Annotated in this window: 17 protein-coding genes and 1 pseudogene; 5 read left to right on the forward strand and 13 right to left on the reverse strand. The window is 65.3% G+C overall.

Going from position 1 to position 17,109, the window contains the following annotated elements:
• Positions 1 to 2 precede the first annotated feature (2 nt).
• From mreD to G7079_RS00070, 3 genes and pseudogenes are all read right to left on the reverse strand, one after another.
• Positions 3 to 482 (reverse strand): rod shape-determining protein MreD, encoded by a 480-nt coding sequence (gene mreD, locus G7079_RS00060; RefSeq protein WP_166054368.1) that lies wholly within the window; start codon positions 480 to 482, stop codon positions 3 to 5.
• A gap of 122 nt (positions 483 to 604) precedes the next feature.
• Positions 605 to 1,444 (reverse strand): annotated as a pseudogene (gene mreC / locus G7079_RS00065) (rod shape-determining protein MreC); the annotation flags it as partial.
• 131 nt (positions 1,445 to 1,575) lie between these two features.
• Complete coding sequence (locus G7079_RS00070) at positions 1,576 to 2,619, reverse strand: rod shape-determining protein (RefSeq protein WP_166054371.1); 1,044 nt, start codon at positions 2,617 to 2,619, stop codon at positions 1,576 to 1,578.
• A 202-nt stretch (positions 2,620 to 2,821) separates the two neighbouring features.
• Here G7079_RS00070 and G7079_RS00075 point away from each other — a divergent pair, with 202 nt between their 5' ends.
• Positions 2,822 to 3,757 (forward strand): carbohydrate kinase family protein, encoded by a 936-nt coding sequence (locus tag G7079_RS00075; RefSeq protein ID WP_166054373.1) that lies wholly within the window; start codon positions 2,822 to 2,824, stop codon positions 3,755 to 3,757.
• Between the two features lie 30 nt (positions 3,758 to 3,787).
• Here G7079_RS00075 and G7079_RS00080 read toward each other — a convergent pair whose 3' ends face one another.
• The gene (locus tag G7079_RS00080) at positions 3,788 to 4,252 is read right to left on the reverse strand and encodes a cupin domain-containing protein (RefSeq protein ID WP_166054375.1); all 465 of its coding nucleotides are present in this window, start codon (positions 4,250 to 4,252) and stop codon (positions 3,788 to 3,790) included.
• 30 nt (positions 4,253 to 4,282) lie between these two features.
• Positions 4,283 to 5,002, reverse strand: a complete 720-nt coding sequence (locus G7079_RS00085) for a hypothetical protein (protein WP_166054377.1) — start codon at positions 5,000 to 5,002, stop codon at positions 4,283 to 4,285.
• 383 nt (positions 5,003 to 5,385) lie between these two features.
• Here G7079_RS00085 and G7079_RS00090 point away from each other — a divergent pair, with 383 nt between their 5' ends.
• A complete protein-coding gene (locus tag G7079_RS00090; protein WP_166054379.1) occupies positions 5,386 to 5,634 on the forward strand; it encodes a hypothetical protein in 249 nt (82 codons plus the stop codon).
• A gap of 39 nt (positions 5,635 to 5,673) precedes the next feature.
• Here G7079_RS00090 and G7079_RS00095 read toward each other — a convergent pair whose 3' ends face one another.
• Positions 5,674 to 6,642 (reverse strand): alpha/beta hydrolase, encoded by a 969-nt coding sequence (locus G7079_RS00095; RefSeq protein WP_166054382.1) that lies wholly within the window; start codon positions 6,640 to 6,642, stop codon positions 5,674 to 5,676.
• 3 nt (positions 6,643 to 6,645) lie between these two features.
• Positions 6,646 to 8,634 carry a M1 family metallopeptidase gene (locus G7079_RS00100; RefSeq protein ID WP_166054383.1) on the reverse strand — a complete coding sequence of 663 codons (1,989 nt, stop codon included), beginning with the start codon at positions 8,632 to 8,634 and terminating at the stop codon, positions 6,646 to 6,648.
• Positions 8,635 to 8,871: 237 nt separating this feature from the next.
• Here G7079_RS00100 and G7079_RS00105 point away from each other — a divergent pair, with 237 nt between their 5' ends.
• On the forward strand, positions 8,872 to 11,136 hold the full coding sequence (locus G7079_RS00105; RefSeq protein WP_166054385.1) for a carbohydrate binding family 9 domain-containing protein: 2,265 nt from the start codon (positions 8,872 to 8,874) through the stop codon (positions 11,134 to 11,136).
• A gap of 70 nt (positions 11,137 to 11,206) precedes the next feature.
• Here G7079_RS00105 and G7079_RS00110 read toward each other — a convergent pair whose 3' ends face one another.
• From G7079_RS00110 to hslV, 4 genes are all read right to left on the reverse strand, one after another.
• The gene (locus tag G7079_RS00110; RefSeq protein ID WP_166054387.1) at positions 11,207 to 11,398 is read right to left on the reverse strand and encodes a hypothetical protein; all 192 of its coding nucleotides are present in this window, start codon (positions 11,396 to 11,398) and stop codon (positions 11,207 to 11,209) included.
• A 4-nt stretch (positions 11,399 to 11,402) separates the two neighbouring features.
• A complete protein-coding gene (gene ubiE / locus G7079_RS00115) occupies positions 11,403 to 12,173 on the reverse strand; it encodes a bifunctional demethylmenaquinone methyltransferase/2-methoxy-6-polyprenyl-1,4-benzoquinol methylase UbiE (protein WP_166054389.1) in 771 nt (256 codons plus the stop codon).
• Between the two features lie 35 nt (positions 12,174 to 12,208).
• Positions 12,209 to 13,564 (reverse strand): ATP-dependent protease ATPase subunit HslU, encoded by a 1,356-nt coding sequence (gene hslU / locus G7079_RS00120; RefSeq protein ID WP_166057771.1) that lies wholly within the window; start codon positions 13,562 to 13,564, stop codon positions 12,209 to 12,211.
• 159 nt (positions 13,565 to 13,723) lie between these two features.
• Complete coding sequence (hslV, locus tag G7079_RS00125; protein ID WP_166054391.1) at positions 13,724 to 14,275, reverse strand: ATP-dependent protease subunit HslV; 552 nt, start codon at positions 14,273 to 14,275, stop codon at positions 13,724 to 13,726.
• Positions 14,276 to 14,342: 67 nt separating this feature from the next.
• Between hslV and G7079_RS00130 the strand changes: the two genes are divergently transcribed.
• Both G7079_RS00130 and G7079_RS00135 read left to right on the forward strand, forming a co-directional pair.
• Positions 14,343 to 15,122, forward strand: coding sequence for a glycosyltransferase (locus G7079_RS00130; RefSeq protein WP_166054393.1), 780 nt, complete (start codon positions 14,343 to 14,345; stop codon positions 15,120 to 15,122).
• Positions 15,119 to 15,889 (forward strand): glycosyltransferase, encoded by a 771-nt coding sequence (locus G7079_RS00135; protein ID WP_166054396.1) that lies wholly within the window; start codon positions 15,119 to 15,121, stop codon positions 15,887 to 15,889. The genes G7079_RS00130 and G7079_RS00135 overlap by 4 nt, the downstream gene beginning before the upstream one ends.
• 6 nt (positions 15,890 to 15,895) lie before the next feature.
• Here the strand turns inward: G7079_RS00135 and G7079_RS00140 are convergent, their stop codons facing one another.
• Both G7079_RS00140 and xerC read right to left on the reverse strand, forming a co-directional pair.
• Entirely contained in the window at positions 15,896 to 16,159 is a 264-nt protein-coding gene (locus G7079_RS00140; RefSeq protein ID WP_166054398.1) for a hypothetical protein, read from the reverse strand.
• A gap of 59 nt (positions 16,160 to 16,218) precedes the next feature.
• Positions 16,219 to 17,106: a tyrosine recombinase XerC gene (gene xerC, locus G7079_RS00145; protein ID WP_166054400.1), complete on the reverse strand. Its 888-nt coding sequence runs from the start codon at positions 17,104 to 17,106 to the stop codon at positions 16,219 to 16,221.
• Positions 17,107 to 17,109 lie beyond the last annotated feature (3 nt).

Here is a 17,109-nt window from a genome sequence, read left to right on the forward strand (position 1 = left end):
GCTCAGCCGCGGCGGCGCAGGCGCAGGGCATCCAGCACGAAATGCAACGGCGCCCACAACAACATGCCGAGCAACGGCGCCCACCAGTAACCCCAGGAGTGCTGCGGTTCACCCATGACCAGATGGATCGCCGCGCTCACCACGCGGTCGTTGAGCAACAACACGCCGATCGCCAGCGCCTGTTGCGACAGCGGGAAGAAGCGCATGCGCGCACGGAAGCGATCGAGGATGAAGGCGAGGATCGTCAGGCGCATGGCCTGTTCGCCGATCAGTCCGCCGAAGGTGAGGTCAGCGATCAAGCCCAGCACGAACGCAGCACCCAGGCCGATTTTTTCAGGCTCTTCCAGAACCCAGTAGGCCAGCACCAGCGCCAACCAATACGGTCGTAGCGGCTGCAACATCTCGGGCAAGGGCACCAACCCCAGCAACAGGGCCACGAACAAGCTGACCGGCAGTACCCAGCCGTTGCGCGCGCGACTCATCGCGCGGGCTCCGGCGACGCGGGTAGCGATGCGACCGGGGCGGCAGTAACCGCCAATGTTTTCGATGCCGGCTGCGACGTGGCCTGCGCGGGCACGACGACGGCCGGCGATGCCGCCGGCACCGGTTTGAAGCCGCGCAGCAACAGCACGTCGCGCCCGCGATCGAGTTGTGCCGCCGGCTTCACCTCGCCTTCCAGGAAAGCGCGGCTGTCGTCGGGTTTCAGCACGCCCAACGTGCCGATGGCAAAGCCGGGCGGGAAACGCTCGCCCATGCCGGACGTCAACAGCAGGTCGCCGGCACGCACGTCGGCGGACAGCGGCACATCGGCCGCATGCAGCGCATCTGTACGCCCGCTGCCGTACACCATCAGGCGTACGCCACTGCGCGCGACCACCGCCGGCACCGCATGGTCGGGATCGGTGATCAGCAGCACGGTGGAGGTGGTCGGGGTGGTGGCGATCACCTGCCCCATCAAGCCACCGGCATCGATCACCGCCTGGCCGACACGCACGCTGTCGCCGCTGCCGGCATCGAGCACCAGGCGCTGGCGGGTGGGATCCAGGTCGATATCGAGAATCGCCGCCAGCTGCACGTCCAGCCGGCCGCGTTCGGCGCTGGCCAACAGGCCGCGCAGTCGTGCATTTTCCGCCGCTGCCGCCTGCAGGCGAGCATTGCGCGCGCCGGACACCAGCAGCGCATTGCGCAGCACCTTGTTGTCGCGCATCAGCTGGTTGCGGGTCACCGCATCCTCACGCAGCGCGGCACCCGCGCGCGAGGGCAACCCGGCAAGCCACCACAGCGGCTGCACGGCGATTTCCGCCTGCACGCGCGCCGCACGCAACCAGCCGCCGCGATGGTCCAGCACCATCAGCGCCGCCGCCAATACCAGGTACACCAGCAATCGCAACACACCGGCGACATCGCCGGGACGGGCTGCGGAAGGACCTGCATAGGACGGCACGTCGGTAGGTCGGGACTGTGTGCGAAGGGAGGCGGATCGGTCGAATCGTCGCTCCGACGCAGGCCGGAGTCCACAGCATGGCACGCGCAAAACGGAACAGGCGGTGCCGGCTCACGCCGGCAAGACGGCGATCACTCCGGCGCGAAGAACTCGTTGCCGTGCATGTCCACCAACTCCAGCGCCCGCCCGCCGCCACGCGCCACGCAGGTCAGCGGGTCGTCCGCCACCTGCACATGCAGGCCGGTTTCCTCGCTGATCAGGCGATCCAGGTCGCGCAGCAGCGCACCACCGCCGGTCAGCACGATGCCGCGCTCGGCCACGTCCGCGCACAGTTCCGGCGGGGTCTGCTCCAGCGCCAGCTTGATCGCGGAGACGATGCCGGACAGCGGCTCGCGCAGCGATTCCAGCACCTCGTTGGAATTGATGGTGATGATCTTCGGCACGCCCTCGGCCAGGTGGCGTCCGGAGATTTCCATCTCGCGCACATGCGATTGCGGATAGGCATTACCCAATTCGAGCTTGATCCGCTCCGCGGTGGCGTCGCCGATCAGCATGCCGTGGTGGCGGCGCACGTAGGCGATGATCGCCTCGTCGAAGCGATCGCCGCCGATGCGCACCGACTGCGAATACACGATGCCGTTCAACGCGATCACCGCCACTTCGGTGGTGCCACCGCCGATGTCCACCACCATCGAGCCGCGCGCCTCGGTCACCGGCATGCCGGCGCCGATCGCCGCCGCCATCGGTTCCTCGATGAGATACACCTCGCGCGCGCCGGCTTCTTCCGCCGATTCCTTGATCGCGCGGCGTTCGACCTGGGTGCTGCCGGCCGGCACGCAGACCAGCACGCGCGGGCTGGGGCGCAGGAAGCGCGACTTGTGCACCTTGCGGATGAAGTGCTTGAGCATTTCCTCTGTGTAGGTGAAGTCGGCGATCACGCCGTCCTTCATCGGCCGCACCGTGGTCATGTGGCCCGGCGTACGGCCCAGCATCTGCTTGGCCTCGGCTCCCACCGCGGCAACCGCACGCGGGCCGCCGTTGCGATCCTGCCGCACCGCGACCACCGAAGGCTCGTTGAGGACGATGCCCTGGCCGCGGACGTAGATCAGGGTGTTGGCGGTACCGAGGTCGATGGAGAGGTCGCTGGAGAAATAGCGCCCGAGGAACTTGAACATGCGGGAAGGCTGCCGGAAAGTGAATGGGCGCGCGGGGGAACGCGAGACAGACCGCGGCTTGCGCCGGGTTCGCTAGCCTAGCAACGCCCCCCTGTCCGGGCAAGGAGAATCGCGGCGAAATGGCCACACTGGCGCTGGTCGGCGGGCGACGCTGCCGTTAACCTGTGCGGCCCTGCGCCCGACCACCTACGAGACCCGACTGATGGCAGCCCTGATCTGCGGTTCCCTGGCCTACGACACCATCATGGTGTTCCCCGACCAGTTCAAGAACCACATCCTGCCGGACAAGGTGCACATCCTGAACGTGTCCTTCCTGGTACCGCGCATGCGTCGCGAGTTCGGCGGCTGTGCCGGCAACATCGCCTACAACCTCAAGCTGCTTGGCGGCGATCCGATCCCGATGGCCACCGTCGGTGCCGATTTCGGCCCCTACCGCACCTGGTTCGAGGAAAACGAGATCAGCCTGGACCACATCAAGGTGATCGACGAGCTGTTCACCCCGCAGGCGTTCATCACCACCGATCACGACAACAACCAGATCACCGCCTTCCATCCCGGCGCGATGATGCGCAGCTACGAAAACCACGTGCGCGACGTCCCGAACGTCAGCATCGGCATCGTCAGCCCGGACGGGCGCGAGGGCATGCTGCAGAACGCGGCGGAATTCGCCGAACTCGGCATCCCCTTCATCTTCGATCCCGGCCAGGCCATGCCGCTGTTCAACGGCGCCGAACTGCGCGCCTTCATCGAACAGGCCGACTACGTCACCGTCAACGACTACGAATCCAACCTGCTGGCCGAGCGCACCGGCTGGAGCGAAAAGGAAATCGCCGGCAAGGTGAAGGCCTACGTCGCCACCCGCGGCCCGCACGGTGCGGTGATCCATGCCGACGGCAAGACCCACGACATCCCGCCCGCGCACGAACGCCGCGTCACCGATCCCACCGGCTGCGGCGACGCCTTCCGCGCCGGGCTGATCTTCGGCATCGAGAAGGGCTACGACTGGATGACCATCGGCCGCATGGGCAACCTGATGGGCGCGCTCAAGGTCGAACACCCGGGCACCCAGAACCAGCGCTTCGACTACGACGAATTTTCCGAACAATTCCGCCAGCAGTTCGGTTACGCGATGGGCTGATCGCAGCGCCTTCGCCTGCTGCGCGCCGAATCAGAACGGCTCGCCGTTCTTCCTGGCGTAGCCGCCCGTGCCGGATACACGGCCCGGCAGGAATTTCATGTCGATATCGGAGTATTCGCCCCAGTCGGCATCGTCGCGATTGCCGACCACCAGGAAACGGGCCGGTGCGTCGCTCCGGTTCTGCACGTGATGGCCATCGCGCACGCCGGCCCTGAACCCGGCGCAATCCCCCGGTTGCATGCGCTGTTCGCCGGCATCGGTCACCAATACCAATTCACCTTCCAGCACATACACGAATTCGTCCTCGTGCATGTGCCAATGGCGTTGGCTCGACCAGACGCCGGCTTCGAGCGTGACCAGATTCACCCCGAATGCAGCCAGGCCGGCGGCATCGCCCAAGCGCAACCAATGCCGATGGCGGCACGGCGCATCGTGCGGTGCCGGATAACGCGTGCCCGCGCCCCGAGGCGCTTTTGAAAGATCGATCTTGCCCATCTTGGCTCCGGCGCCATGGCGCAGTTCAGGTCAATTCCACTTCGGCAACTGCGTTGCATCCAATCCGCCGACCTCGAATTCTGCGGTTTTCTTGCCCACCGCCTTGGTCGGGAATTCAATCGAGAGTTGCTTCGCATTTTTCACGAGCTTCCACAGCGCCTTGTGATCGTCGATGAACATGGCGATGGCTTCGTCGGTCTTCGGGCGCGAGCCGGGCAACACGTGGGTCTTGCCGTCGGCGATGACTTTCAGTTTGCAACCGGCATAGCAATCGAAGTCACCGGCCTCCAGTACCAGGTAGCTGCTGCGGCCCCAGTCTGGATGGTCGCGGAAGATCAGCCGCACCGGCCGTGAACCGCTGCCGTCGGTATCCACCGGCTCCTGCGAATAGAGCGAGGCCGACAGCTGGCTGCCGCCCTTCACCGCTTCATCGCCGTAAGTCCACAGCGCTGCCAGGCGTTTTTCCTGTTGCGCCACCTCCGCCTTGGCCTTGATTCCATCCAGTGCGGGCTTGATCCGCACGGCGGCGGCACTGCTGGGATAGCGGATCTGCAGGATGTCACCATGGGCCTTGGCCAGCGGCCAGTTCTGCGCGGCGACCGCCTCCTCGAACTGCTTGGCCATCGCTTCGGCCGCCTGTTCCTGCGCCTGCACCTGCTGCTGCGCGGCCTGCGCGGCGGCATTCGGGTCGTCGCCCTTGCAGGCGGGCAGCAGCAGGCAGATGGCGATGGCGATTGGCAGCGTCTTCATCAAGCAGGTTCTCTTCGGATCGCGAATGTCGATCCATTTCAACACGGCATTGACGCACGCGCATCACATCGACCTTGCCAAACATGCGAACCGGCATAGTCCGAAAGCAACAAGCACGCACGCCTTTCGACGAATCACGTCATCCGCGCGCGGCAACCAGGATGCCTCATCGGCACGGGGAACATCGCGGAGGGACGCAATGGTCCATCTCAAAAGGAGCGGATCCGTCGCTTCCGTTGTTCTTCAACGTGGATCAACGCGTCGGGCTGGGCGGCACCAACATCGCCGAGGACGTGGCACTCACCTCGTACCTGATGTGCCTGGCCGCCAATGCTCCCGGAATTTCGGGCCCATTGTAGACGCGGGCGCGAAACCGGCTGACGTTGACCACTTCTTGCACGCCTGCGTTCATCCAGAGCATCAAGGATTTCCAGGAGATCTGCTACCAGTCGCGAGGCGGCCGGATCAGCCCATCCACCGCGAACGGCAGGCATAGCCAAGGCACGCACCTCATCGCCGGCATGGACGGTTCCATCCGCAAGCGTTATCCGGGCATCTGGCCCCGGATCGACCGGATCAATACAGTCCGGGCGCCTGCGCAGGTTTCGACGTTCATAAGGCGCGTGCTGTAACCGGGCAAGTACCGCCCGGGCATACGCTGTCCTTGCCTATCAACGTGTCGGCGTCGATGCGGCGACCAGATCCTTCACGGCATCGGCGACCTGTTGCGGCCGCTCCATCAGCGACATGTGCCCGCATTCGTCCAGCAATACTTTTCGTGCCTGCGGAATGCGTTGCGCGTACAGATCGAGCGCACTCGAGTCGATCACCACGTCCTGCCTGCACCATAGCAGCAATGCCGGCTGGCGAATGCGGGTGGCTTCCTCGCCCGGCAGCAGTGCTTCGTCGCTGCGGCCGATCCGCTCCAGCACCGCCTGTTCGAAGGCCGCGTCGCGCTTGCGCATGGCGATCAGGCCGCGCGAGGCCGGCCACGGAATCCACGGCTTGGCGGCTTGGCGGTGGAACACGGTGTCGATGTAGCGCTGCAGCGAGGCCGCATCGTCGACGCCGAACGGATTCTTGCCGGCCAGCACGTCAAGGCCGAACTGGTTGTCCTTGAAGCGCACGCCGGCGGCATTGAGCAAGCCGACCTTCGCCACCAGTTCCGGGTGCCGCGCCGCCACCAGCGCGGCGATGCCGCCGCCCATCGAATGGCCCAGCAACACCACCGGCTTGTTCGGCGACATCTTGCGGATGAAATCGGCCACGCGTTCGCTTTGCGCGACGAAGCCGTAATCCGTATCCGCCTTGCGTTCGCTTTCGCCCCAACCCGGCAGATCCGGGATCAGTAACCGGTAGCGGCCGCGCAACTGGTCGGCGAGCGGGTACCAGTTTTCCTTGCTGCCGGTGAAACCATGGATCATGACGATGGTCGGCGCCCCGCGCGGCGCCCCATTGGCCACCGAGTAGGTCCAGCGATGGCCTGAGGCGCTGACTTCGCCTTCCGCCAGACCCGCATTCAACCGTTGCCGCTCGAACTGCGCGCGCACCAGCAGGTAGGGATCGTAGGCGACGCCCAAGCCAACACCCACCACCGCAGCCACCAAGGTGGCTGCTGCAACCTTGGCACGCGATGCCATTGCTTACTTGGTCGCCGCGGGGGCGGCCGGCTCGCCTTCCGGCGCGGGCGCCGGTACCGGATCGGCCGCCGGCTTCGCGTTGGCGATCACGTCCTGCACGGAGCCCGTGGTGATCGGGTGGTAACCCGGCTTCGCCTTCGCGAACACCTGCTGGGCGAAGGCCAAGCCGCCCTGGGTTGCGACCAGCGCCTTGTAGGTTGGCATGATCAGCTTGCGACGGCCCACTCGCTCCAGGAACTTGCCCATCTCCGCGCGCGCATCGGCATAACCGCTGCGTTCGGCCAGCGGATACCAGCGCATCGCGATCTCGCCATTGGGCGTGCCGGTGAACTTGTAAGCCTCGTCGAGCTGCTTGAGTTGTTCCGGCTTCAGCGTGTCCGGCATGCCTTCCAGGAAATGCACCCATTCCTGGGTGGTCCAGGCGCCGGTGATCGCCTTGTTCGGCAACTGGTTGCTGCCCTGCCAGGCGATGCGCGCGGCATCCACGGTGCTGAACTTGCCGGATTCCACGACCGGTGCATCGGCGGGGATGCCAGGTTCGTACAACCATGCGTCGACCTCCTGCATCGTCACCTTGCCCGGGTTCTTGTCGATCAGGTTCTTCTGCAGGTAGTCGCGGAACTGGGTGGTGGTGATGCTCTGGAACGAGAAGTGGTCGAAGTAGCCCTTCAGCCACGGATCGAACACCTCGCGCCCGAAGCGCTTCTCCAGAAACTGCAGGAACCACGCGCCCTTGGTGTAGACGGTGGCGCTGGAGGAATTGTCCGGATCGGCCAGGTCGCCCGGCTTCAGCGACAGGCGCTGCAGCTTCGGATCGAGCTCCTTGAACTCGTCCTTCAGGGCATCGCGGTCGATCACTTCCTCCATCTCGGCGACGTCCTTGCCGTACAGGGCCTCGGTGATGCGGCCCTGCACGTAGGTGGTGGTGCCTTCGTTGAGCCAGGCGTCCTTGTCGGTGGCGAAGGTCACCAAGTTGCCGGACCAGCTATGCGCCAGCTCGTGCGCGACCAGCGACACCAGCGACTTGTCGCCGACGATCACGGTGGGCGTGGCGAAGGTCAGGCGCGGGTTTTCCATGCCGCCGTACGGGAACGACGGCGGCAGCACCAGCAGGTCGTAGCGGCCCCAGCGGTACGGGCCGTACAGGCTTTCCGCGGTGTCGATCATCTTTTCGGTATCGGCGAACTCGCTGGTGGCCTTGTCCACCATCGCAGGCTCCGCCCACACGCCGCTGCGGTCGCTGATCGGCTTGAACACCAGGTCGCCGGCGGCGATGGCGAGCAGGTAGGACGGGATCTTCTGCGGCATCTTGAAGCTGTAGTCGCCATCGCGCGCCGCGGCCGGATCGTTGTCCGCGCTCATCAGCACCATCGCGTCCTTCGGCGCGGTGACGTGCGCGCTGTAGGTGAAGCGGATCTGCGGCGTGTCCTGCAACGGCACCCACGAACGTGCGTGGATCTGCTGGGACTGGCTGAACATGAAGGGCGTCTTCTTGCCTTCGGTCATCGACGGTTCCAGCCACTGCAGGCCGGACGCCTCCGGCGACGTCGCGTAGGTCACGCGCACCTGCGCGGGATGCTCCGGCGCCTCGATGGTCAACTTGCTGCCCAGAATCGGATCCTTGCCGGCCAACTCGAACTTGAGCTCCTGCCATTGGCCCTCGGGGGTCAAGCCCTCGGCCTTCTGGATGCTGATGTCACGGGTATCCAGCACCAGCTGGCTAGCGTTCTTGTCGAGCCAGTCCAGCGTGTAGGTGGCGGTGCCGCTGATCGTCTTCTTGGCGAAATCGACCGCCAGATCCAGCGCCAGATCGGTGGTGCGCACCTTGTCCGGCTCGGCATAGGAATGTTCGTCGACGACCTTCTCCGCCGCAGGCGCAGGTTGTGCCACCGGCGTGGCCGCTGCCGGTTGCGGGCTGGGACTGCGCTCGCAACCGGTGGCAACGAGGCCAAGGGCGGCGGCGATCGAGACGGAGAGCAGCAACTGGCGCATCGGATTCGACCTGCTTGCGGAAAACCCCGAGTTTAGCGCCACCCACGGATGCCCGCCGCATGTGCGTTCGTGACCTTCGTCAACCCTACTTGCGGCACTGCGGGGCCGGCTGCGCATGCGTCATCGTTCGCGCGGCTTGCCTGGCATGTGTCGATGACCCTGCCATTGGTCATGTCAACCCGCCTGCTCGCGCACGCATCCATCGTTCATACACCAACGCCTCACGGAGAGAGACGCTTGAAATCGCCTGACCTGAAGTCGCACGCACTCACCGCCGCATTGCTGCTGTGCGCGCCCTTCGCCCATGCACAACAGGCGACCGCGCCGACGGAGACCGCGACGTATGTCCCCGGCGGCCGCATCCCGCAGTTGCAGGGCGAGATCGCCATCGACGGAAAACTGGACGATGCCGCCTGGCAGAACGCGCTGGTGCAGGAGATCGCCTACGACATCCAGCCCGGCGACAACACCCCGGCGCCGGTGAGGACCACGGTGCGCATCGGCTATACCGCCGATGCGATCTACTTCGCCTTCCATGCGATGGATTCGGATCCATCCGCGATCCGCGCCCACCTGCGCGATCGCGACGCCGCGTTCAACGACGACTGGGTCGGCGTGTTCATGGACACCTTCAACGACAACCGCCGCGGCTACGAACTGATCGTCAATCCGCTGGGCGTGCAGGCCGACCTGCTGCGCGACGAGGCAAATACCAACAACCAGGAAGACCCCAGCTGGGACGGCCTGTGGGAAAGCGCCGGCCAGCTCACCGCAGAGGGCTACGACGTCGAGATCCGCGTGCCCTTCTCCACCCTGCGCTTCCCGCGCGGCGGCGGCGACCAGAAGTGGGGCCTCTCGCTGTTCCGCAACTACCCGCGCGACAAGCGCCACCAGCTGACCAGCCACAAGGTGCCGCGCGATTCCAACTGCTTCCAGTGCGAATGGGGCAAGTACGAGGGCATGGCCGGCGCGCAGCAGGGCCGCAACCTGGAAGTCGTGCCGTTCCTGACGATGGGCAAGCCGCAGTATCGCGATGCCGCCGGCGAATCCTGGAAGAGCGGCGACAGCTCGATCGAGCCCGGCGTGGACGTGAGCTGGGCGCCGTCGCCGGCGATGACCTTGAACGCCACGCTGAATCCGGATTTCTCGCAGGTCGAGACCGACCAGCTGCAACTCGACATCAACAACAGCTTCGCCCTGTTCTACCAGGAGAAGCGGCCGTTCTTCCTGGAAGGCGCTGACTATTTCACCAGCCAGTTCGACGTGCTGTACACGCGGCAGATCGCCGATCCCGATTTCGGCGCGCGTATCACCGGCCGCACCGGCAGCGGCGCCTATGGCGCGTTCGTCGCCCGCGATGCCAGCACGCTGGTGCTGGTGCCGGGCGTGCAGGGTTCCGGCTTCGAGCAACTCGACCAGAAGGCGAACGTGGCGGTTGGTCGTTATCGCCATGACTTCAACACGCACTTCAGCGTCGGCGCGATCGGCACCTTCCGCGAGGGCGATGCGTACTCGAACAACGTGGCCGGCCTCGATGCACGCTGGCAGCAGGGCGCGCATACCGCCACCGCGCAATTCCTGCACAGCCAGTCCGAATACCCGGACGACATCGTCGCCGCCTACGCCGGCGAGCTCGGCAACGACGCCACGCCGTCGGGCAATGCATGGCGGACGGAGTACAACTTCAGCAACCGCAACTGGGGCTTCAACCTGCAGCACGAAGACATCGATCCGGGTTTCCGCGCCGACCTTGGCTTCATCGGCATGGTGGGCTACGACAAGTCGCTGGTCGGTGGCGAGCATTCCTGGTACCGCGACGGTGCGGCCTTCAACAAGATCAACGTGTATGCGGACTGGGACATCACCCACCGCTACGACGGCCAATTGCTGGAGCGCGAGTTCGAAGCGCAGGTCAGCGTGCAAGGACCGATGCAGAGCAACGTGCGCCTGCACGGCATGACCCGCGTGGCGTACTGGAACGGCAGGCTGTTCGACGAGCATTACGCCGACATCAACGCCAATTTCCGCCCGAACGGCAGCCTGCAACTCGGCGCCTACCTGCAGGCGGGCACGATGATCGACCGTGGTGCCGACAAGACCGGCCGGCGCACGATGCTGGAAGTGTCCGGCAACGCCAACATCGGTCGCGGCTTGGCGCTGGACTGGGACATCATCCGCCAGCAGATGAAGCGCGACGGCGGCACCGCCTTCACCGCCACCGTGGTCAACACCGGCGGCAGCTGGCAGTTCGATCCGCACCAGCGCCTGCGCCTGACCCTGCAGGGCAGCGAGGTGGAACGCAACCAGGCGCTGTACGTTGGCACCGTCAACGAAACCGCACGCGACTGGGCCGCGCAGGTAGTGTATTCGTACAAGATCAACCCGCGCACCGCACTGTATGCCGGCGCGTCCTACGGCGCCTTCATGGACGACGACAATCCGGATCTGTTCGGCAACACCCGCAGCGTGTTCCTGAAGCTGAGCTACGGCTGGCAGCCGTAATTTCTGCAGCGAAAAGCCAAAAGGGGGCGGAGGGGATCAAACGCGTTTGATCCCCTCCGCCCCCTTTTCGCTAGATCACACCGCGTTTTTTCTCGAACAGCAGGTAGGAGATGGCGACGATTGCGCCCACCACCAGCGACGGCAACCAACCAAACGGGCTGATCCACTTCACCAACCCGGCCACGATCAAACCCAGGATGACGAACTGCGAATAACGCCAGGGACTCTCGCGGAAACTGCGCAGCGGCTTGTCGTCAGCCATCGCCTCAGACCTTGTAGCCGGTGTGGATGGCGACGATGCCGCCGCTCAGGTTCTTGTAGTCGCAGCGCGCGAAGCCCGCCGCTTCCATCATCGCCTTGAGCTCCGCCTGCGGCGGATGCTTGCGGATCGACTCCGCGAGGTACTGGTAGCTATTCGAGTCGCCGGCGAACAGCTTGCCCAACGCCGGCAGCACCTTGAACGAATGGAAGTCATAGATCGGCTTGAACCAGTCGGCGGTGACTTCTGAGAACTCCAGCACCCGCGCCTGCCCGCCGGGCTTGAGCACGCGGAACATCTCGCGCAGGCCCGCATCCTTGTCGGTGACGTTGCGCAGGCCGAAGGCGATCGTGACCAGATCGAAGCTGGCATCCGGGAACGGCAGGGTTTCCGCGTTGCACTGTACGTACTCGAACCCGCGCACGTTGCCGCGGTCGGTCATGCGGTCGCGGCCGACGCGCAGCATCTCGCCATTGATGTCGCCGAGCACCAGTTCACCGGCATCGCCCACCCGCTCCTTCAGCAGGGCGGCGATGTCGCCAGTCCCGCCGGCCAGGTCGAGCACGCGGTCGCCCTTGCGCACCTGCGCGGTGGACACGAAGTAGCGCTTCCACACGCGATGGATGCCGAGCGACATCGCATCGTTCATCAGGTCGTACTTGCCGGCTACCGAGGAAAACACCTCGCCCACCAACTTCTGCTTGTCTGCCACCGGCACGTCGCGGAAGCCGAAATGGGTGGTGCCCTTGCCGGGGATGTCGTTCGTGGATTCGCTCATGCGGGGATTATCGCAGAGCGGCCGGCCCGCAGCCGCTACAGGATGTAGCGACTCAAATCCGGATCCTGCGCCAACTCGCCCAGCTGCGCATCCACGTAGGCACGGTCGATGACCAGCGTGCCGCCCTTGTCCGGCGCCTCGAAACTCAGGGTTTCCAGCAAACGCTCCAGCACGGTGTGCAGGCGGCGCGCGCCGATGTTCTCCTGGCGCTCGTTGACGTGCGCGGCGATTTCGGCCAACCGCTCCACCGCTTCCGGCGCGAAGCTCAAGGTCATGCCTTCGGTGTGCATCAACTCGACGTACTGCTTGGTCAGCGCAGCCTTGGGTTCGGTGAGGATGCGCACGAAGTCGTCCTTGCCCAGCGCGCCAAGTTCCACCCGGATCGGGAAGCGGCCCTGCATTTCCGGGATCAGGTCGGACGGCTTCGCCAGGTGGAAGGCACCCGACGCGATGAACAGGATGTGGTCGGTCTTCACCGCGCCGTACTTGGTGCTGACCGTGCTGCCTTCGACCAGCGGCAGCAAGTCGCGTTGCACGCCTTCGCGGCTGACATCGGCACCCATGCCTTCGCTGCGCTTGGCGACCTTGTCGATCTCGTCGATGAAGACGATGCCGTGCTGCTCGCAGGCCTCGATCGCGGCTTCGCGGATCTCGTCCTCGTTGACCAGCTTGCCGGCCTCTTCTTCGATCAGCTGCGGACGCGCGGCCTTGATGCTCATCGTCTTCTTGTGGGTCTTGCCGCCGGACAACTGGCCGAACACCTGGCGCAGCTGCTGGCCCATCTCTTCCATGCCAGGCGGCGTCATGATGTCCACGCCGACATTCATCGCAAGATCGAGCTCGATCTCGCGCTCGTCCAGTTCGCCGCTGCGCAACTGCTTGCGCAGTTTCTGCCGCGTGGCGGATTCCTGCGAGGACGGCTCCGCACCGATATCGACCGTGGTCGTCGCATTGGCGTTGAAGCCGAACGCTGGTGCAGCCTCGCGCTTGGGCAGCAAGGCATCGAGGATGCGATCTTCTGCACGCTCCTCGGCTTGCGTGCGCACGCGCTGCTTGGCCTGTTCGCGGTACAGCTTGACCGCGGTATCGGCCAGGTCACGGATGATCTGCTCCACATCCTTGCCGACGTAGCCGACTTCGGTGAAGCGGGTGGCCTCCACCTTCACGAACGGCGCATTCGCCAATGTCGCCAGGCGGCGCGCGATTTCGGTCTTGCCCACGCCAGTGGGGCCGATCATCAGGATGTTCTTCGGCATGACTTCATTGCGCAGCTCGGGCGCCAGCTGCGCGCGGCGCCAACGGTTGCGCAGAGCAATCGCCACCGCGCGCTTGGCCGCGTGCTGGCCGATGATGTGGCGGTCAAGCTCGGCGACGATCTCGCGCGGGGTCATGTTGGTGGAGGTGTTGTCGATCTTCAGAGCGGTCATGCTGGATCCTTGGTAGGCCATGCCGGTGGGGCAGGCCCATCAACAAAGCGAGTATCGGGGAGTGCAAACGCAACTGGGTTTGCGTTGATGGGGCCTGCCCTGCCGGCATGGCCCGCGATAACGTCAGAGCTGCTCGACCACGATGTTGCGATTGGTATAGATGCAGATGTCGCCGGCGATGTTGAGCGCCTCGGTAGCGACGGTCTTCGCATCCAGTTCGGTATGCGCCAGCAGCGCACGCGCGGCGGACAGCGCGTACATGCCGCCGGAACCGATCGCGATCAGCCCGTCTTCCGGCTCGATCACGTCGCCGGTGCCACTGATGATCAGGCTGGTGTCGGCATCGGCCACCGCCAGCAGCGCTTCGAGCTTGCCGAAGCGGCGCTCGGTGCGCCAATCCTTGGCCATTTCCACCGCAGCGCGCTGCAACTGGCCGTACTTCTCCAGCTTGGCCTCGAACAATTCGAACAAGGTGAACGCATCCGCCGCCGCACCGGCGAAGCCGGCCAGCACGCGACCGTCCTTGCCAAGCCGGCGCACCTTGCGCGCGTTGGCCTTCATCACCGTGTGGCCAAGCGTGACCTGGCCATCGCCGGCGATCACCACCTGACCATTCCGGCGAACCGAAACTATCGTGGTGGCGTGGAAGACATTGGGATTCTGGCTGGGATCCATCACTTTCTCCGTTGGAACTGGTTATGTGGGGCCGTCGGCCCCGGCTTCAAGCGGGATTTCGCCACGCATGGATTCAGTCCTGATCAGCATCGCCACCCCGGTCTACAACACCGCCCGCTTCCTGCCCGCCGCGCTGGACAGCCTGTTGTCGCAGGATCATTCGCGATGGGAATGCCTACTTTGGGACGATGGCTCCAGCGATGGCAGTCGCGAGATCGCCGCGGACTATGCACGCCACGATCCGCGCTTTCGCCTGCTGGGGGACGGCGACAACCATGGCAATCCTCGCGCGCTCGCGCTGTCGCTGATGCAGGCGCGTGGCGATTTCGTCGGCGTGCTGGACAGCGACGACATGCTGGAAGCCGATGCGCTGTCGTCCATGTTGACCTTCATGCGCGCCGATCCCCGGCTCGGGATGGCCTATTCGCAATACATCGAGATCGACGAAGACGGGCGTGAGCTCGGGCCAGGCCGTCGTTTCCACACACCCTATTCCGCGCATCGCCTGCTGCTGGACTTCATGACCTACCAGTTCCGCTTGATCCGCGTGGCGGCTTATCGCGCGGTGGGCGGTTACGACGGTACGCTGGACGAATCCGCCGACTACGACCTGTGCCTGCGCCTGTCGGAACAGGTCGCCATCGCCCATTTGCCGCGCCCGCTGTACCGCTATCGGATCCGCCCCGATTCGGTGTCCGGCGGGCAACGGCTGCGGCAGGTGCGCACCACGTTCGATGCCGCGCAGCGCGCGGTGCAGCGGCGCGGGATGCAGCGCCACTATGCGTTCTCCCTCGGCCTGCGCGCGCGCCATGTACTGCGCCCGAAGCCCAGCGACAACGACGCATGAACCGCATCCCGACGATCAGCGTGCTGGTGCCGGTGCGTGGAAGCGCACCGTTCCTCGCCCGTGCCGTCGACAGCCTGCGTTCGCAATCGGTCGCGGACTGGGAGGCCTTGCTGTTCGGCGTCGACGGCGCCACGTTGCCGGCATTCGACGATCCGCGCCTGCGCTGCATCGACGTGCAGGCGACGAACCAGGCGGAAGCGACCGCGGCCGCGGCCGCGCAAGTGCGGGGCGAATTCCTGTGCGTGTTGGACGGCGACGACCTGCTGGATAGGAACACGTTCGCCGCATTGCTGGCGGCCTTCGATGCGCAGCCAGGCATCGGCATGGCTTACAGCCAGCACCTGCTCGTCGATGTACGCGACACGGTGATCTCACCGGGCCCACTGTGCGAACTGCCGTATTCGCCCGACGCGTTGCTGCTGGATTTCATGACCGGCCCGCTGCAGTTGATGCGTCGCGAAGCCTTCGCGAAGGCAGGCGGCTTCAACGCGGCGTACCCGGACGCCACCGACTACGACCTGTGCCTACGCTTGTCCGAAACCTGCGCCTTCGCGCATGTGCCGCAACCGCTGTATCGGAAGCGCGTGCATCCGCAGTCGCCGGCGGCGCTGCGTTGGGTGGAGCAGATCGAGGATCGCTATCGCGCCTTCGCCGCCGCGGTGCGACGACGGGGGCTGGATGCGCAGTACGACTGTGCGCTGGAAATCGACAGCTGGCACATCCTGCAACCATTGCGGCCGTTCGGCGGCGCTGGCAACTGGGGCTGAGCCGTATCAGGGCACGGGATTCTTTTCCAGCAAGGTACGGGCACGTGCCTGCAATGCAAGCCAGGACGCCCCCAGGCGCTCAGGCTTTGGGGTGACATGCGCGATCAGCGCCAACACGCCTTCCAGCTGTTCGACCCGCCACGCCAGTTCGGCATAGTCCTCCGCCAATACCAGTTCCACGCGCTCGTCCTGGCAGACACCGATGCACGGGCGCGGCGCGTCCACCTTGCCGCAACCGATGCAACGCCAGCCTTCGATGGTCTCGGCCATACGGGTAGTCTGGTCGCGCGGGTGGTCGCCCGCATTGACCTCGATCAAACCGTGTTGAGTCAGGGCTTGCGCTTGGCGCGCGGGTGCGCAGCGTCGTACACCTTGGCCAGGTGCTGGAAATCCAGATGCGTGTAGATCTGGGTGGTGGCGATATCGGCATGCCCCAGCAATTCCTGCACGCCGCGTAGGTCGCCGGAAGATTCCAGCATGTGACTGGCGAAGCTGTGCCGCAGCAGGTGCGGGTGCACGCGTTTGAACACGCCTCGCTGCGCCGCCAGCCGCTTCATCCTCAATTGCACCGCGCGCGAGGTGATTTGCTTGCCCGCCCGTCCGGGGAACACGAAATCCGCTGGCTGGCCGCAGGATTCCCCGCGCCACGCCTGCAACGCGTTGCGCGCATGCGAGCCCACCGGCACCACGCGTTGCTTGCTGCCCTTGCCCAGCACCGTGACCAGGCCCTGGGCGAAGTCGAGGTCGCTCCATTTCAGCGCGCAGACTTCGGACAGGCGCAGGCCGGAGGAATAGAACAGTTCCAGCAGCGCGCGATCACGCCGGCCCAGCGGCGCGTCGGTGGACACTTCCACCAGCTGCATCGCTTCGTCGACATCGAGTACCTGCGGCAATTTGCGCGCCGCTTTGGGCGCGCGGATCGCATCTGCAGGACTGGCACCGATGCGTCCCAATTTCAGCAGCCATCGGTAGAAGCTGCGGCAAGCGGACAGGCGGCGCTGCAGGCTCTTCGGCGACAAGCCGCGCCGATGCTCGCCGGCGACGAAGGCGCGAAGATCGTCGCCCGTCAGTTCGAGCAAATCGCGCGACTGCGCTGCAGCCCACATCGTCAATGCGGACAAGTCGCGGCGATACGCGTCCAGCGTATGCGCCGACGTTTGACGCTCGACCGCCAGATGCGAGAGATAGTCCTCGACCGGGCCGGCCGCAGTGTTCATCGC

The sequence above is a fragment of the Thermomonas sp. HDW16 genome (genome assembly GCF_011302915.1).
Classification (GTDB): Bacteria; Pseudomonadota; Gammaproteobacteria; order Xanthomonadales; family Xanthomonadaceae; genus Thermomonas.